We start from the raw sequence: 14,974 nt of genomic DNA, 5'->3' as shown, positions 1-14,974 counted from the left end.
AACTGGACGCCGCGATCGAACAGAACGGCAAGGGCGACCTCGCCGCCCTCCTCGCCGGAGGCGACACCTGGACGGTCGTCGGCTGACCTCCGCCCTCCCCCGCCCCCGTACGCGGCCCGGTCCTGGCAGTGCTCAGGACCGGGCTTCGTCGTACGCGCTGCGGGCGTCCAGCACCGTCTCCGTGCGCTCCGCCGTCCACAGGGCCAGCGCCCGGACGTGCCGGGCCGCCTCCTGGCCGAGGTCGGTCAGCGAGTAGTCGACGCGCGGCGGGATCACCGGCTTGGCGTCCCGGTGCACAAAGCCGTCGCGCTCCAGCGTCTGCAGCGTCTGGGCCAGCATCTTCTCGCTGACGCCGCCGACGGCACGGCGCAGCTCGCTGAACCGGTACGCGCGCTCCCGCAGCGCGAGCAGGATCAGCACCCCCCAGCGGCTGGTGACGTGCTCCAGGACTCCTCGTGACGGACACATCGGGTCGGTGACGTCCGCCTTCATTCCCGGCTGCCAGCTAACTTCCATGCCAGTACCTTACTCCAAAGTGGGTACTTCCTTCTGGTTAGTGGCCAGCTTACGGTTGGGTCATCCCCGAGAACAAGACTCTCCACGACCCCGAGGAGCCCTCATGATCGTTGTCACCGGCGCCACCGGACAGCTCGGCCGTCTCGTCGTCAACGGCCTGCTCGACGACGCGAACGTCCCGGCCGACCAGATCGCCGTCGTCGTACGCAGCAAGGAGAAGGCCGCGGACCTCGCCGCGCGCGGCGTCCAGGTGCGGGTCGCCGACTACTCCGCGCCCGAGACCCTGGCCGGGGTCTTCGGAGCGGGCGACCGGGTGCTGCTGATCTCCGGCAGCGAGGTCGGACAGCGGGTGCCGCAGCACCAGGCCGTGATCGACGCGGCGCGCGCGGCGGGCGTCGAGCTGCTCGCGTACACCGGCATCCTGGGCGGCCCCGCTGCCGACTTCCAGCTGGCCGCCGAGCACAAGGTCACCGAGCGGGCGATCCTCGACTCCGGGCTGCCGTACGTCTTCCTGCGCAACGGCTGGTACCACGAGAACTACACCGCGAACCTCGCCCCGGTCCTGGAGCACGGCGCGGTGGTGGCGAGTGCGGGCGAGGGCCGGGTGGCCTCCGCCGCGCGCGCCGACTACGCGGCCGCCGCCGTCGCCGTACTGACCGGAGAAGGCCACGAGAACGCCGCGTACGAGCTGAGCGGCGACGTGGCCTGGAGCTTCGCCGAGTACGCCGCCGAGGTCGCGCGGCAGACCGGCGAGGAGATCGGCTACGCGAACGTCCCCGCCGAGCAGCACCTGACCGTCCTGACCGGCGCCGGAGTGCCCGAGCCGATGGCCGAGATCCTGGTGGACGTGGACGCCGCCGTCGCGCGCGGGCGGCTCGCCGGGACCAGCGGCGAGCTGGCGCGGCTCATCGGACGCCCGACGACGCCGGTCGCGGCGGCGATCACCGCCGCCCTGGAGAACTGACAGGTCCGAAACCGGGTATCGGACATGACACTCGGCCCCTCCCGGCGCTACCTTCGTGCTTCAAGCTTCACGTTTCATGGTTCACGAAGGAATGACGCAGGGAGGGTCCGTTGACGTCTGCCAAGGAGCAGCGAGCCGGTTTGCTGTACGGCGTCGGCGCCTACGGAATGTGGGGCCTGGTCCCTCTCTTCTGGCCCCTGCTGAAACCCTCCGGAGCCATCGAGATCCTCGCCCACCGGATGGTGTGGTCGCTGGCTCTGGTCGGCCTGATCCTGCTGGTGATGCGCCGCTGGGGCTGGGCCCGTGAGCTGCTCCGGCAGCCGCGCAGGCTGGGCCTGATCACCGTGGCCGCGACGGTCATCACCGTCAACTGGGGCCTGTACATCTGGGCGGTCAACACCGGCCATGTCGTCGAGGCCTCGCTCGGCTACTTCATCAACCCGCTGGTCACCATCGCACTCGGCGTCCTGCTCCTGAAGGAGCGGCTGCGCCCGGCGCAGTGGGCGGCGGTCGCGACCGGCTTCGCGGCCGTGGTGGTCCTGACCGTCGGGTACGGCCGCCCGCCGTGGATCTCCCTCGCCCTGGCCTTCTCCTTCGCCGTCTACGGCTTCGCCAAGAAGAAGGTGAACATCGGCGGCCTGGAGTCCCTCGCCGCCGAGACCGCGATCCAGTTCCTGCCCGCCTTCGCCTTCCTGCTCTGGCTCGGCGCACGGGGAGACGCCACCTTCGGCACGGAGGGCGCGGGGCACGCCGCTCTGCTCGCGGCGGCCGGTGTGGTCACCGCGGTCCCGCTGATCTGCTTCGGTGCGGCCGCGATCCGTATCCCGCTGTCCACGATCGGGCTGTTGCAGTACATGACCCCGGTCTTCCAGTTCCTCCTGGGCGTCCTGTACTTCCACGAGGCCATGCCGCCCGAGCGCTGGGCCGGTTTCGCCCTGGTCTGGCTGGCGCTCTCGCTCCTCACCTGGGACGCGCTGCGCACGGCCCGGCGGAACCGGGTCCGGGCCGCGGCCGCGGCCGCGCGTGCGACGGCGGCGAAGGCGGGCACGGATGCGCACGACACCGCGGACGCGCAGCCCGCAGCAGCGCAGGCCCCGGCGACGCACCACCGGTGACCCGCACCCGCGGTCAGCGCCGTACGACGAGGTCCCGCAGCCCCTCGGCGTACCGCCGCATGTTCTTGTACGCGGTGTCCGTGTCCGGATAGCGACAGGCCCACTGCAGCCCCTCGTGGAGCCGGGTGGTCCACGCGCACACCTGGTCGCCGTACGAGACTCTGATCAGCCCGTACGCCTTCAGGTCCCGCCATCGCTCGGAGCCCTCGATACCGCGCGCGTCGACGAACGAGACGATCGAGTACAGGTCGGGAGACGTCGGGTGGAAGTCCGAGCCCAGGAGGTGCAGCACGCGGGCGATGGGCATCCTGGACAGCGGGCGGCTCTCCCGCAGGGCCGCGCGGACCATCGCCAGCGCGCTGTCGAAGTCCGGGGCGCGTGCCACCGGGATCTCGATCGGCGCGCCGCCCACGTACCAGCCCACCGAGTCCGACCAGCGGGACTTCACCCTGGTGTGGAACGGCACGACCGTGCGGTACACCTCGTGGCCGCCGATCTCGCGGGCGAGGAGGGCCGTCGCCGCGAGGATGCCGACCAGGCTGCCCCCGTACGGGCGGCAGTACTCCTCGAAGGCCGCCGCGTCCGCGTCGTCCACGAGCATCTCGCGCATGAACTTCTGTGTGGGCAGCGGCCCTTCGGGGTCGAGGCCGAGATCGACCGGGAAGCCGGGCAGCTTGCCGTCGCACCGGGCGATGAACTCCCGCCACCGGGCGACGGTCGCGTGCGTACCGTCGATCTCGTCGGCGTCCTTGCGCTCGATCGCGCAGAAGTCGACGTAGCTCGCGACCGGCGCGGTCTCCACGGCGCGGCCTTCGAGCCCGGCCTCGTACAGCGCGTGGATCTCGGCCGGGATGCGCTGGATCGAGTACGCGTCGACGTTGCTGTGGTCGAACGCCATATAGACGCTGGCGCCGTCTTCCCTGGCCACCGCGGTGTAGATGAAGTTAGGCCAGGTGAGCGCGTTGGCCGCCGCATCGAAACGATCCTGCAAGTGCTGGATCAGCCGCGCCTCGTCCGAGAAGTCACCGACGTCCTCGCGCCGCAGCACCACGGCGTCGGCGTCCAGCGTGAAGCGCCGCATGTCGTCGCCGAGCCAGCGGAAGCCGCTGCGCAGCGTCTCATGGCGGAGCGTCCAGGAGCGCAACGCGCCCTGGAGGACGTCGAGATCGACCCGCCCCCGCATATCGAACGCCGTACCGAGCCAGGTCGGTACGAACAGCCCGCCTTCGCGCACCGAGCGCGCGGTGCGGACATGCGACTCCTGTACGTAGGCGGGAGGGCGTGAGTCGTCCGGCAGCCCGCTCGCCGCGGCGACGGCCGTCGGATGCAGCGTCCACTCCACGAGCCGTCCGGGCCTGATCTCACAACGCTGAATGTCAGTCATTCGCACAACCGGACCAACGACCCAGAGCCCCAAAGGAAACTGAGCCCGGATCCGTAGTGGACCCGCAGCGGACCCCTAGCGGACCCGTAGCGGACCCGTAGCGGAACGCGTCCCGCCCGGCCTGACCGAAAGCGTCCGGTAAGTGAACGCCGGTGACCGATTCTTGCTCTTGACTGAACATTGAATTCGCACAACATTCATCACGCACAGCACCACGCACAGCACGTCCAGCACCTTGCTCCAGCACCCCGTGGCGGTCCCGCCTCGGGGTGTCCTGCACGTTCCGTCTCTGTCCCCGTACGGAATCTGGGAGCCCCCACACATGAGACCGTCCACCTCCAGACGGGCCGCCGCGGGCATAGCGCTCGCCGTCGCCGGTCTGCTCGCCAGCGCGGTCCCGGCCGCCACCGCGTCCGCCGCGTCGCCCGCCGCATCGGCTGCCGCGGCCGCCGACGCGCCCGACATACCCCTGGCCAACGTCAAGGCCCACCTGTCCCAGTTCCAGTCGATCGCCTCCGCCAACGGCGGCAACCGGGCCCACGGCCGGTCCGGTTACCGGGCCTCGCTCGACTATGTGCAGGGCAAGCTGGACGCGGCCGGGTACACCACCACCGTCCAGTCGTTCACGACCAGCGGCTCGACCGGCTACAACCTGATAGCCGAGTGGCCCGGCGGCGATCCGGACGACGTCCTGATGGCCGGGGCGCACCTCGACTCGGTGTCGTCCGGGGCGGGCATCAACGACAACGGCTCGGGCTCGGCCGCCGTGCTGGAGACCGCGCTCGCCGTGTCCCGCGCCCAGCTGGAGCCCACCAAGAAGCTGCGGTTCGCCTGGTGGGGCGCCGAGGAGCTGGGCCTGGTCGGGTCCCGGTACTACGTCGGCGGCCTGTCGAGCGGCGAGCGCGCCAGGATCTCCGGCTATCTGAACCTCGACATGGTCGGTTCCCCGAACCCCGGCTACTTCGTGTACGACGACGACCCGGTGCTGGAGAAGACCTTCCAGGACTACTTCACCGGGATCGGCGTGCCGACCGAGATCGAGACCGAGGGCGACGGCCGCTCGGACCACGCGTCGTTCAAGAACGCCGGGATACCCGTCGGCGGACTCTTCACCGGGGCCGGCCGTACGAAGACGAGCGCCCAGGCCCGGAAGTGGGGCGGCACGGCCGGACAGGCCTTCGACCGCTGCTACCACTCATCGTGCGACACCACGTCGAACATCCATGACACCGCGCTCGACCGCAACAGCGACGCGCTCGCGCACGCGGTCTGGACGCTCGGCACCGAGGAGCCGCCCCCGCCGGGTGACGTGTACGAGAACACCGACGACGTCTCCATCCCGGACTACGGGTCGGCGGTGACCTCGCCCGTCTCGGTCTCCGGCCGCACCGGCAACGCGCCCGCCGCGCTCCGGGTCGGCGTGGACATCAAGCACACCTGGCGCGGTGACCTGGTCATCGACCTGCTCGCGCCGGACGGGACCGCGTACCGGCTGAAGAACGCCAGCGGCGGCGACTCGGCGGACGACGTCATCACGACGTACACCGTGGACGCGTCGAGCGAGGCGGCCAACGGCACCTGGCGACTGCGGGTCCAGGACGTGGCCCGCTGGGACACCGGCTATATCGACAGCTGGCGGCTCACCTTCTGATTCCGGCCGCGCGACCGCACTCAGGCGGTGATGTCCTTCGTCGTGAAGCGCGCCCAGGCCGCGGCCCCGAACACCGCCGCGTACAGGCCCTGCAACCGCAGGTTGGCGATCAGGTCGTCGAAGTGGACCGGATCCCGCAGCAGATCGGCGAAGGACAGCCAGTGCTGGGAGAAGAGATAGGGGTGTACGGCGTCGAGCTGCGGGATCGAGCCGACGATCTGCACGGTGATCAGCAGCCCCACGGTGGTCGCCATGGCCGCGATGCCGCTGTTCGTCAGCGTCGAGACGAACAGGCCGAGCGCCGCGAAGCCGACCAGTGAGGCCGCCACGACCAGGGCGATCAGCAGCGCGCGCAGCAGCCCTTCGGCGAGGCTGATCCGAGTGCCGGAGATCGTGGTGAGATCGCCCAGCGGGAAGAGCAGCGCGCCGGTGGCGAGCGCGGACGCCGCCACAGTGACCGTCGCGATCACACAGAAGGTCAGCGTGGTGGCGTACTTGGCGAGCAGCAGCCGAGTGCGGCCCGCCGGTGCGACCAGGAGATAGCGGAGGGTTCCGGCGCTCGCCTCGCCCGCGATGCCGTCGCCCGCGATGACGCCGACGGCCATCGGGAGGAAGAAGGGGAGGGTCGCCGCGAGTGCGGCGAAGACCAGGAACAGGCCGTTGTTGGTGATCTGGCTGAAAAACGCCGGTCCTTCGCCGCCACCACCTCCGCCACCTCCGCCTCCGCCACCGCCACCGCCGCCGTCCGGGCCGACCGAACCGCCGTCGCTCGTCTCGATCTTCACGGCGATCCCGATGAGTACGGGCAGGACCGCGAGTACGCCGAGCAGTGCGAGGGTCCGCCAGCGGCGGAGCACGGTGCCGAGCTCGGACCGGAGGAGCCCGAGGGTCCAGAGCCGACGACGCGGGCCGGGACCGGGGCCGGGACCGGGGCTGCGGCCGGGGCCGGGGGTCGTGGTGGCGTGTTCAGCCCGCGACATCGAAGCCCTCCCCGGTCAGGTCCACGAAGGCGTCCTCCAGCGAGGCCCGTTCCAGGGCGAAGCCGCGCACCCGGACCTCCGCACGGACCAGCGCCGCGTTGAGGTCCGCGAGGTCGGTCGCGGGTACGGGCGGATCGCCGGTGACGCGGTCGCCGGTGACGGTCAGATCGGTCACGCCGTGCTCCTTGAGTACCCGAGCCGCGTCGGACGGGTCGGGGGTGGTCACCGCCAGCCGTCCGCGGGTGGTCGCGGCGAGCTCCGCGACCGTGCCCTGAGTGATCAGGCGGCCCCTGGCCATCACCGCGACATGCGAGCAGACCTGCTCGATCTCGTCCAGCAGATGCGAGGACAGGAAGACGGTCGCGCCGTCGTCCGCCAGCTCCCGTACGAGGGTGCGGATCTCCCGCATGCCCTGCGGGTCGAGGCCGTTGGTCGGCTCGTCGAGTACGAGGAGACGGCGCGGCTGGAGCAGCGCCGCGGCCAGGCCGAGCCGCTGCTTCATGCCGAGCGAGTACGCCTTGGCCTTCTTGGCCGCGGCGGAGGTCAGGCCCACCCGGTCGAGGGCGGCCGCGACGCGGGTGCGGCGGGTGCGTGGATCGGCGGTGGGGTCGGCGGCGTCGTACCGCAGAAGGTTGTCCCGGCCGGACAGGAACCCGTACAGCGCGGGGCCCTCGATCAGCGCGCCGACCTGCGGAAGCACGGTGCGCGCCGCGCGGGGCATGCGGTGGCCCAGGACGTGCGCCGCGCCCGAGGTCGGCTCGATCAGGCCCATCAGCATCCGGATCGTCGTGGTCTTCCCGGAGCCGTTCGGACCGAGGAACCCGAAGACGCTGCCGGACGGAACGACCAGGTCCAGCCGGTCCACGGCGACCTGAGCGCCGTAGCGTTTGCTCAGCGCCCGCGTCTGGATCACGAACCCGTCGTCGGTCATGGCTCCCCGGCTCCCCCTGTCGTGTCGCGTACCGGCGCGGCGGGTACGGGGCGATCCGTCGCACCCCGTACCCGCCGCGCCCTGCCCTGCCCTGCCCTGTCCTGTCCTGTGTGTGGCTACTTTTCTGTGTGCGGCTACTTCGCCTCGTTCGCCGCCTTGACCAGCGAGGCCTTGTCGACCGCGCCCACGTAGACCTTGCCGTCGTCCGTGATCAGGGCGTTGACCAGGCGGGTGGAGAAGACCGTGCCGGAGCCGAACTTGCCGGTCACCTTGTCCCCGAGCGCGTCGAGGAACTGCTCCGCCTCCGGCGGGACGTCGCCGTTCTCGGGGACGGCGAAGCCCTGGCCGCCCGGCAGGTCGAAGGCGGCGATGGAGCTCCAGCCCTCGCCGATGACGTTCAGCCCGCCGAGGTCCTCCAGGCCGTCGAAGCCCTCCGGGCCCTCGGAGTCCTCGCCGCCGCCGGGGGCCCGCTCGTCGAGCTCGTCCGCCTCGGTGACCTTCATGCCCTTGGCGGGCTTGAAGTCGAAGGTGGACGCCTTGGGCGCGGAGAAGTCGACCTTGGTGAAGCCCGCGTCGATCGCGGCCTTGCCGCCGCCGCTCGGGGTGAGCGTGAACTTCAGCGGTACGCCGTTGTCCGCGTCCACGGCGATCCGGATCGCGCCGATGGTCGACCTGACCCCGTCGGACTCCTTGGGCTCGATGAGCAGCTGGTAGGCGTCGCGGCCCGCGACCTTCGCGGTGCCGTCGACCGACACGGAGGTCGTGTCGTCGGCCGCCTTGAGCGCCTGCTCGGCGAACTCCTTCGGAGTGGCGGGCGCGGACTCCGGCAGTCCCCCGTCCCCGTCCCCGTCCTCGCCCTTCCCTCGGGGGTGCTTCCCGCCGTCCTCCGTCGTGGCGTGGTAGGCCTCGTTCGACGCGCTGTCGTAGGCCCAGACGTCGTCGCCGTTGCGGATGACGCTGTACTCCGCGGCGTCGTCCAGGATGGAGAGCTTCTGCTTGTCGGGGCCGTCCGCCGCGACGCGCAGCGTGTGGGTGCCGGACGCCAGCTCCAGCAGCTTGTCCTGGGGGGCGACCGACGCACCGCCCTCCGGGGACTCCCCGGCCTCGCCCAGGAGGGACGAGGCGGCGCCGCCGAGACCCGGAATGCCCAGATCCGTACTGATCTTGATGCTGCCGGAGAGCTGCTCCGTGTCCGACGCGGCGATCTTCTCGATGAGTTCCTGCGCGGTGATCTTCGGCAGGTCGGGGTCGCCGCTGCTGGCGAGCGCCGGAACCAGCCCGATGGTCGCCGCCGCGACGCCCGCCACCGCGACGGGGACGATGTACCGCGCCGCCTTGCGGCGGCCCGTCCTGAGGTCGTCGGTCATGTCGTCGGTCACGTCGTCGCCCAGAGGACGCTGATCCGGTCCGTTGGGTGCCATCTGTGCACTACCTCCGTGGTCGGCGGCTGGTGTTTTCATCCGGTCGCTGTCTGATATCCCTATCCGACCAAATCGGCCGCCTGAAAGCGTCAGACCGCGGGATCAACTCCACGTACTGCTGAGGGATGACGTACGACGGCGGCGCTTCCCCCGACCCGTAGGGGGAAGCGCCACCGGAAGTCGCACGGCCGTCAGCTCTCGCACGGCCGTCAGTTCTCGCAGAGCCGTCAGTTCTCGCAGAGCCGTCAGTTCTCGCACGGGGTCAGCCCGCGCGGTGCACCACCGCGTCGCAGAGCTCGGCGAGCGCCGCCTTCGCGCCGCACTCGGGCAGCGGCGCCAGCATGGCCCGCGCCTCCTCGGCGTACCGCACGCTGTCCCGCCTGGCCTGGGCGAGTGCCGGGTGGCCCCGCAGCCCGGCCAGGGCCTTGGCCAGCCGGGCGTCGTCGTTCAGGTCACCGGCCAGCAGCTCGCACAGGGCCAGGTCCTCGGGCCTGCCGTGCGCGGCGGCCTGGGCCCGTACGTGCAGCACCGGCAGCGTGGCGATGCCCTCACGCAGGTCGGTGCCGGGCGTCTTGCCCGACTCGTGGCTGTCGCTGGCGATGTCCAGTACGTCGTCGGCGAGCTGGAAGGCGACGCCGAGCCGCTCGCCGTACTGGGTGAGCACGTCCACGACCGTCTCGTCGGCGCCGGACATCATCGCGCCGAAGCGCCCGGCGACCGCGATCAGCGAGCCGGTCTTGCCGCCGAGCACATCGAGGTAGTGCTCGATCGGGTCGCGGCCGTCGCGCGGGCCCGCGGTCTCCAGGATCTGGCCGGTGACCAGCCGCTCGAAGGCCTCCGACTGGATGCGTACGGCCTCCGGGCCCAGGTCGGCCAGGGTGTGCGAGGCGCGCGCGAAGAGGAAGTCGCCGGTCAGCACCGCGACCGAGTTGTCCCAGCGACTGTTGGCGCTCTCCACGCCGCGGCGCACGTCGGCCTCGTCCATCACGTCGTCGTGGTACAGCGTCGCGAGGTGGGTGAGCTCGACGACCACGGCGGCGGGCACCACACCCGGCGCGTGCGGGTCGCCGAACTGCGCGGCGAGCATCACGAGCAGCGGCCTGAGCCGCTTGCCGCCCGCCCGGACGAGATGCTGCGCGGCCTCGGTGATGAACGGGACCTCGCTCTTGGTGGCCGCGAGCAGGCCCTCCTCGACAGCCGCCAATCCGGCCTGGACATCGGCCTCGAGAGCCTGGTCCCGCACGCTAAGCCCGAACGGCCCGACGACGGTCACGAGGGGTCTCCTGTCTGCTGGCGGTCACGAGCGACGGTGGCGGGCACAACGCCGGGTCATCCGTCCGGGGACCCGGTTTGTCGATGTGTCGCTGCCGTCGTCACTCATGTCAGCGTATCCGGTCGACTTTCGATCACGGCGAGCACCTGCCCGACCGGGCGAGGCAGCATACGGCGACCGCGGAGATACCCGACTTATGGGGTCGGATTATGGGGCCGGACTTATGGGGGCCGGACTTATGGGGGCCGGACTTATGGGGGCCGGTCGCGGGGTGTGTCAGGCGAAGAGTCTTTCCAGGACGACGGCGACGCCCTCACGCTCGTTCGACAGGGTGATCTCGTCCGCGACCGCCTTGAGCTCCTCATGGGCATTGGCCATGGCCACGCCGTACGCCGCCCAGCGGAACATCGGCACATCGTTGGGCATGTCGCCGAACGCGATGGCCGCCGCTGCGGGCTCCCCCAGGCTCCGGGCGGCGAGCGCGAGCCCAGCCGCCTTGTCCACGCCGAGCGGCTGGAGCTCCACGGTTCCGGGGCCCGCCATCGTCACTGTGACCAGACCGTGCGCGGCGCCGCGCGCGACGGCGGCCAGCGCGTCGTCGGTCAGGGACGCGTGGCGCAGCAGCACCTTGTTGATCGGCTCGGACCACAGCTCCGCCCGGCCGCCCACGCGCACCGCGGGGAGCGTCGGGTGCGGCAGCTCATAGCCCGGCTCCATCAGCGTCAGGCCGTCCCGCCCGTCCTGGTTGACCGCCGCGAACACCTCACCGACCTCGGCCTCGATCTTGCCGAGCGCGGTCTCGGCCAGTTCGAGATCCAGGGTCGTAGAGCTGACCATGGCGTCCGCCCCGGCGTCGTAGACCTGCGCGCCCTGGCCGCAGACCGCGAGACCCCGGTAGTCCAGCTCCACCAGCAGATGCCGCACCTGGGGCACGGGGCGCCCGGTGACCACGATGTGCTGCGCGCCCGCCGCCGCGGCCCTGGCGAGCGCGGCTCGGGAGCGCGCCGACACGACGTCGCCGTGCCGCAGCAGCGTCCCGTCCAAGTCCGTGGCGATCAACGAGTACGCAGCTGGGGTGGCCATGTCCACCAGGATACGGAGACCCCAACGAAGGGCCGGGAAGACGGCGTTGGCCACCGTACGAGGCGGCCGCGGGCGGACCGGCGACGCACCGGCCAGCACGGCTTTTCCGGACATCCCGCACTCTTTCCCCCCTGCCGTCCGGCACCGCTCCGACGTAACGTGTGGGCAACCACAAGACGGAAAGCGAGGCAGCGTACCGATGCCCGAGCAGACCCCGCTCGATCTCCCCGAGGGCGACCCCTTCGGTCCGCACAACCTGCCCTATGGCGTGTTCTCCCTCCCGGCCGAGGGCGCCGAGGCCCACCGCAGGGTCGGCGTACGCCTCGGCTCGTACGTCCTGGACGCCGGCGCCGCCGCGCACGCCCTGGGCTCGCCGTACGCGTCCCTGCTCGCGCGGCCCACGCTGAACCCGCTGCTCGCCGCGGGACGGCAGACCTGGAGCGACGTGCGGCGGGCGCTCACCGCCTGGGTGACCGTCCCGGCCCACCGGGACACGGTGCGGCCGCTGTTCCATCACCTGTCGGATGTCACCCTGCACCTCCCCTTCGAGGTAGCCGACTACGTCGACTTCTACGCCAGCGAGAACCACGCGCGGAACGTCGGCCAGATCTTCCGCCCCGACGCCGAGGACTCACTCACGCCCAACTGGAAACACCTGCCTATCGGTTACCACGGCCGATCCGGCACGGTCGTGGTGTCGGGCACGGACGTGGTGCGCCCCTCGGGCCAGCGCAAGGCCCCCGCTGACCCGGCTCCGGTCTTCGGCCCGTCCGTCAAGCTGGACATCGAGGCCGAGGTCGGCTTCGTGGTGGGCGTGCCGTCCGAGCTCGGCGCCCCGGTGGAGCTGTCCGCGTTCCGCGACCACGTCTTCGGCCTCACCCTCCTCAACGACTGGTCGGCACGGGACATCCAGGCCTGGGAGTACGTGCCGCTCGGCCCGTTCCTCGGCAAGTCCTTCGCCACCTCCGTCTCCGCGTGGATCACTCCGCTGGAGGCCCTGGACTCGGCCAGGACCGCGCCGCCCGCCCGCGATGTGCCGCTGCTCCCCTACCTCGACGACACGACCGAGTCCGCCAGCGAGCCCGGCGGCTACGACCTCCGCGTCTCCGTCGCGATCAACGGCCACACGGTCGCCGAGCCGCCGTTCGCCACCATGTACTGGACGGCCGCCCAGCAGCTCGCCCATATGACGGTCAACGGCGCCTCCCTGCGCACCGGCGACCTCTACGGCTCCGGCACGGTCAGCGGGCCCGAGCGCGACCAGCGGGGCTCCCTGCTCGAACTCACCTGGAACGGCCGCGAGGTACTCGACCTGCCCGACGGCAAGCGCACCTTCCTGGAGGACGGCGACGAGGTCACCCTGACAGCCTGGGCTCCGGGCCCGGACGGCACCAGGGTCGGCCTCGGCGAGGTCACGGGCCGGATCGCACCACCCGCCTGACGCACCGGCCCCGGCCTCGATGGGCGGGCGCGCCCAGGGGCGCGTCCGCTCACCCCTCAGCCCTCCCGCTCACTCTCCCCCGCTCAGTCCTCCCGCTCAGTCCTCTCTCTCAATCTTTCCTCTTCACCCCTTCCCCCCCCTCGCCCGGTGCGCTCCCCACGGCGTCCGCCTCGCCGTCGAACGCGTCGACCTCGCCGAAGCCGCCGGGACCGTCGAGCCCGGAGAGCCCGGCGACCGTCGCGAGGATCCCTTCCCCGTACGTCGCCAGCTTCTTCTCGCCGACCCCGCCGATCGTGCCCAGTTCCGCGACCGAACCCGGCCGGGCCACGGCGATCTCCCGCAGCGTCGCGTCATGGAAGACCACATACGCCGGAACGCCCTGCTCCTTGGCCTGGCCCGCGCGCCAGGCCCGCAGCGCCTCGAACAGCGGCACCGCCTCGTCGGGCAGGTCGACGACGGCCTTGGCCTTGCGCTCGGCCTTCGCGGCCCGCGCCACCGCCGGTCTCTTGCGCTCCTTGCGCAGCCGTACCTCGCGCCGCCGTCCAAGCACCTCGCCGCTCTGCTCGGTCAGCACCAGCGTGCCGTACTCGCCCTCGACGGACAGCAGGCCCTGGGCCAGCAGCTGCCGGACCACGCCCCGCCACTCGGCCTCCGCCAGCTCCTCACCGATGCCGAAGACCGACAGTTGATCATGGTCGAACTGGATGACCTTCGCGGTCTTCCGCCCCAGCAGGATGTCCACGATCTGCCCCGCGCCGAACTTCTGCCGCCGCTCCCGGTCCAGCCGCCACACCGTGGACAGCAGCTTCTGCGCGGCCACCGTGCCGTCCCAGGTCTCCGGCGGGAAAAGGCAGGTGTCGCAGTTGCCGCACGCCTCGGCGCCCGGCGCCTGCCCGAAGTAGGCCAGCAGCTGAGCCCGGCGGCACTGGGCCGTCTCGCACAGGGCCAGCATGGCGTCCAGGTGGACCGCGGCACGGCGGCGGAACCCCTCGTCCCCCTCGCCGCTCAGGAGCAGCTTGCGCTGCTGTACGACGTCTTGCAGGCCGTACGCCATCCAGGCCGTGGACGGCAGGCCGTCCCGCCCGGCCCGCCCGGTCTCCTGGTAGTAGCCCTCCACGGACTTGGGCAGGTCGAGGTGGGCGACGAACCGGACGTCCGGCTTGTCGATGCCCATACCGAAGGCGATGGTGGCGACGACCACGAGGCCCTCCTCGCGGAGGAACCGGGACTGGTGGGCGGCGCGCGTCCCGGCGTCCAGACCCGCGTGATACGGCACGGCCTCGACGCCGTTGGCGCAGAGGAACTCGGCCGTCTTCTCCACCGAGTTGCGCGACAGGCAGTAGACGATGCCCGCGTCGCCCTCGTGCTCGTCGCGGAGGAATCGCAGCAGCTGCTTCTTCGGCTCGTCCTTCGGCACGATGCGGTACTGGATGTTGGGGCGGTCGAAGCTCGCCTCGAAGTGCCGGGCGCGCGGCATGCCGAGCCGCTCGGTGATCTCCCGGTGGGTGGTCCGGGTCGCGGTCGCGGTCAGCGCGATCCGGGGGACGTCGGGCCAGCGCTCGCCCAGCAGGGACAGGGCCAGGTAGTCCGGCCGGAAGTCGTGGCCCCACTGCGCCACACAGTGCGCCTCGTCGATCGCGAAGACCGCGATGTCGGCCCGCGAGATCAGATCCAGGGTCGACTCCAGGCGCAGCCGCTCCGGCGCCAGATACAGCAGGTCGAGCTCGCCCGCGAGGAACTCGGCCTCCACCATGCGCCGCTCGTCGAAGTCCTGCGTGGAGTTGATGAACCCGGCCCGCACACCGAGGGCCCGCAGCGCGTCCACCTGGTCCTGCATCAGGGCGATCAGCGGTGAGACCACGATGCCCGTGCCGGGTCTGACCAGCGCCGGGATCTGGTAGCACAGGGACTTGCCGCCGCCGGTCGGCATCAGGACGACCGCGTCCCCGCCCGCGACCAGATGCTCGATCACCGCTTCCTGCTCGCCCCGGAAGCTGTCATAGCCGAAGACTCGGTGCAGCGTACGCAGCGCGTCGCTCTCCGTGCTCTCCGTCACCTCACTCATCACCACGGTCCCGCCCATCGCCTGTCCCCCAGCTGTCGTCCCTCGACCATTACCGCAACGATAGGGGCCCCCGCCGACACCCCGTGAAAGTTATCCACAGGGCCCCCGCCGCACGCCCCTCGCAAACCCCGCTGCCCGGCGCCCCTCACG

At 71.3% G+C, this 14,974-nt stretch carries 12 protein-coding genes; 4 read left to right on the top strand and 8 right to left on the bottom strand.

What is annotated here, in order from left to right; all coding sequences use genetic code 11:
* Window positions 1–132: 132 nt before the first annotated feature.
* Window positions 133–516: a winged helix-turn-helix transcriptional regulator gene (locus tag ACX6XY_RS09845; RefSeq protein ID WP_460328258.1), complete on the bottom strand. Its 384-nt coding sequence runs from the start codon at window positions 514–516 to the stop codon at window positions 133–135.
* Window positions 517–619: 103 nt separating this feature from the next.
* Here ACX6XY_RS09845 and ACX6XY_RS09840 point away from each other — a divergent pair, with 103 nt between their 5' ends.
* Window positions 620–1,480, top strand: coding sequence for an SDR family oxidoreductase (locus tag ACX6XY_RS09840; RefSeq protein WP_460328257.1), 861 nt, complete (start codon window positions 620–622; stop codon window positions 1,478–1,480).
* A gap of 167 nt (window positions 1,481–1,647) precedes the next feature.
* Complete coding sequence (rarD, locus tag ACX6XY_RS09835; protein ID WP_460328267.1) at window positions 1,648–2,595, top strand: EamA family transporter RarD; 948 nt, start codon at window positions 1,648–1,650, stop codon at window positions 2,593–2,595.
* Between the two features lie 13 nt (window positions 2,596–2,608).
* Here the strand turns inward: rarD and ACX6XY_RS09830 are convergent, their stop codons facing one another.
* Window positions 2,609–3,979, bottom strand: coding sequence for a condensation domain-containing protein (locus tag ACX6XY_RS09830; RefSeq protein WP_460328256.1), 1,371 nt, complete (start codon window positions 3,977–3,979; stop codon window positions 2,609–2,611).
* A 322-nt stretch (window positions 3,980–4,301) separates the two neighbouring features.
* Between ACX6XY_RS09830 and ACX6XY_RS09825 the strand changes: the two genes are divergently transcribed.
* Window positions 4,302–5,630 carry a M28 family metallopeptidase gene (locus ACX6XY_RS09825; protein WP_460328255.1) on the top strand — a complete coding sequence of 443 codons (1,329 nt, stop codon included), beginning with the start codon at window positions 4,302–4,304 and terminating at the stop codon, window positions 5,628–5,630.
* A gap of 20 nt (window positions 5,631–5,650) precedes the next feature.
* Here the strand turns inward: ACX6XY_RS09825 and ACX6XY_RS09820 are convergent, their stop codons facing one another.
* The 5 genes from ACX6XY_RS09820 to ACX6XY_RS09800 form a co-directional block, all read right to left on the bottom strand.
* On the bottom strand, window positions 5,651–6,610 hold the full coding sequence (locus tag ACX6XY_RS09820) for an ABC transporter permease (protein WP_460328254.1): 960 nt from the start codon (window positions 6,608–6,610) through the stop codon (window positions 5,651–5,653).
* Window positions 6,597–7,541 carry an ABC transporter ATP-binding protein gene (locus ACX6XY_RS09815; protein ID WP_460328253.1) on the bottom strand — a complete coding sequence of 315 codons (945 nt, stop codon included), beginning with the start codon at window positions 7,539–7,541 and terminating at the stop codon, window positions 6,597–6,599. Before ACX6XY_RS09815 ends, ACX6XY_RS09820 begins: the two co-directional genes overlap by 14 nt.
* A 134-nt stretch (window positions 7,542–7,675) precedes the next feature.
* Complete coding sequence (locus tag ACX6XY_RS09810) at window positions 7,676–8,962, bottom strand: LolA family protein (protein WP_460328252.1); 1,287 nt, start codon at window positions 8,960–8,962, stop codon at window positions 7,676–7,678.
* Window positions 8,963–9,224: 262 nt separating this feature from the next.
* Window positions 9,225–10,235 (bottom strand): polyprenyl synthetase family protein, encoded by a 1,011-nt coding sequence (locus ACX6XY_RS09805; RefSeq protein ID WP_460328251.1) that lies wholly within the window; start codon window positions 10,233–10,235, stop codon window positions 9,225–9,227.
* Window positions 10,236–10,511: 276 nt separating this feature from the next.
* Entirely contained in the window at window positions 10,512–11,318 is an 807-nt protein-coding gene (locus ACX6XY_RS09800; RefSeq protein ID WP_460328250.1) for an HAD family hydrolase, read from the bottom strand.
* A 199-nt stretch (window positions 11,319–11,517) separates the two neighbouring features.
* Here ACX6XY_RS09800 and fahA point away from each other — a divergent pair, with 199 nt between their 5' ends.
* On the top strand, window positions 11,518–12,759 hold the full coding sequence (gene fahA / locus ACX6XY_RS09795; RefSeq protein ID WP_460328249.1) for a fumarylacetoacetase: 1,242 nt from the start codon (window positions 11,518–11,520) through the stop codon (window positions 12,757–12,759).
* A gap of 109 nt (window positions 12,760–12,868) precedes the next feature.
* Here fahA and recQ read toward each other — a convergent pair whose 3' ends face one another.
* Window positions 12,869–14,842 (bottom strand): DNA helicase RecQ, encoded by a 1,974-nt coding sequence (gene recQ / locus ACX6XY_RS09790; protein ID WP_460328248.1) that lies wholly within the window; start codon window positions 14,840–14,842, stop codon window positions 12,869–12,871.
* Between the last annotated feature and the right edge of the window lie 132 nt (window positions 14,843–14,974).

Source organism: Streptomyces sp. O3 (assembly GCF_054788135.1).
The sequence above is the reverse complement of the archived record's forward strand: the minus strand, read 5'-3'. Positions and strand labels throughout refer to the sequence as shown.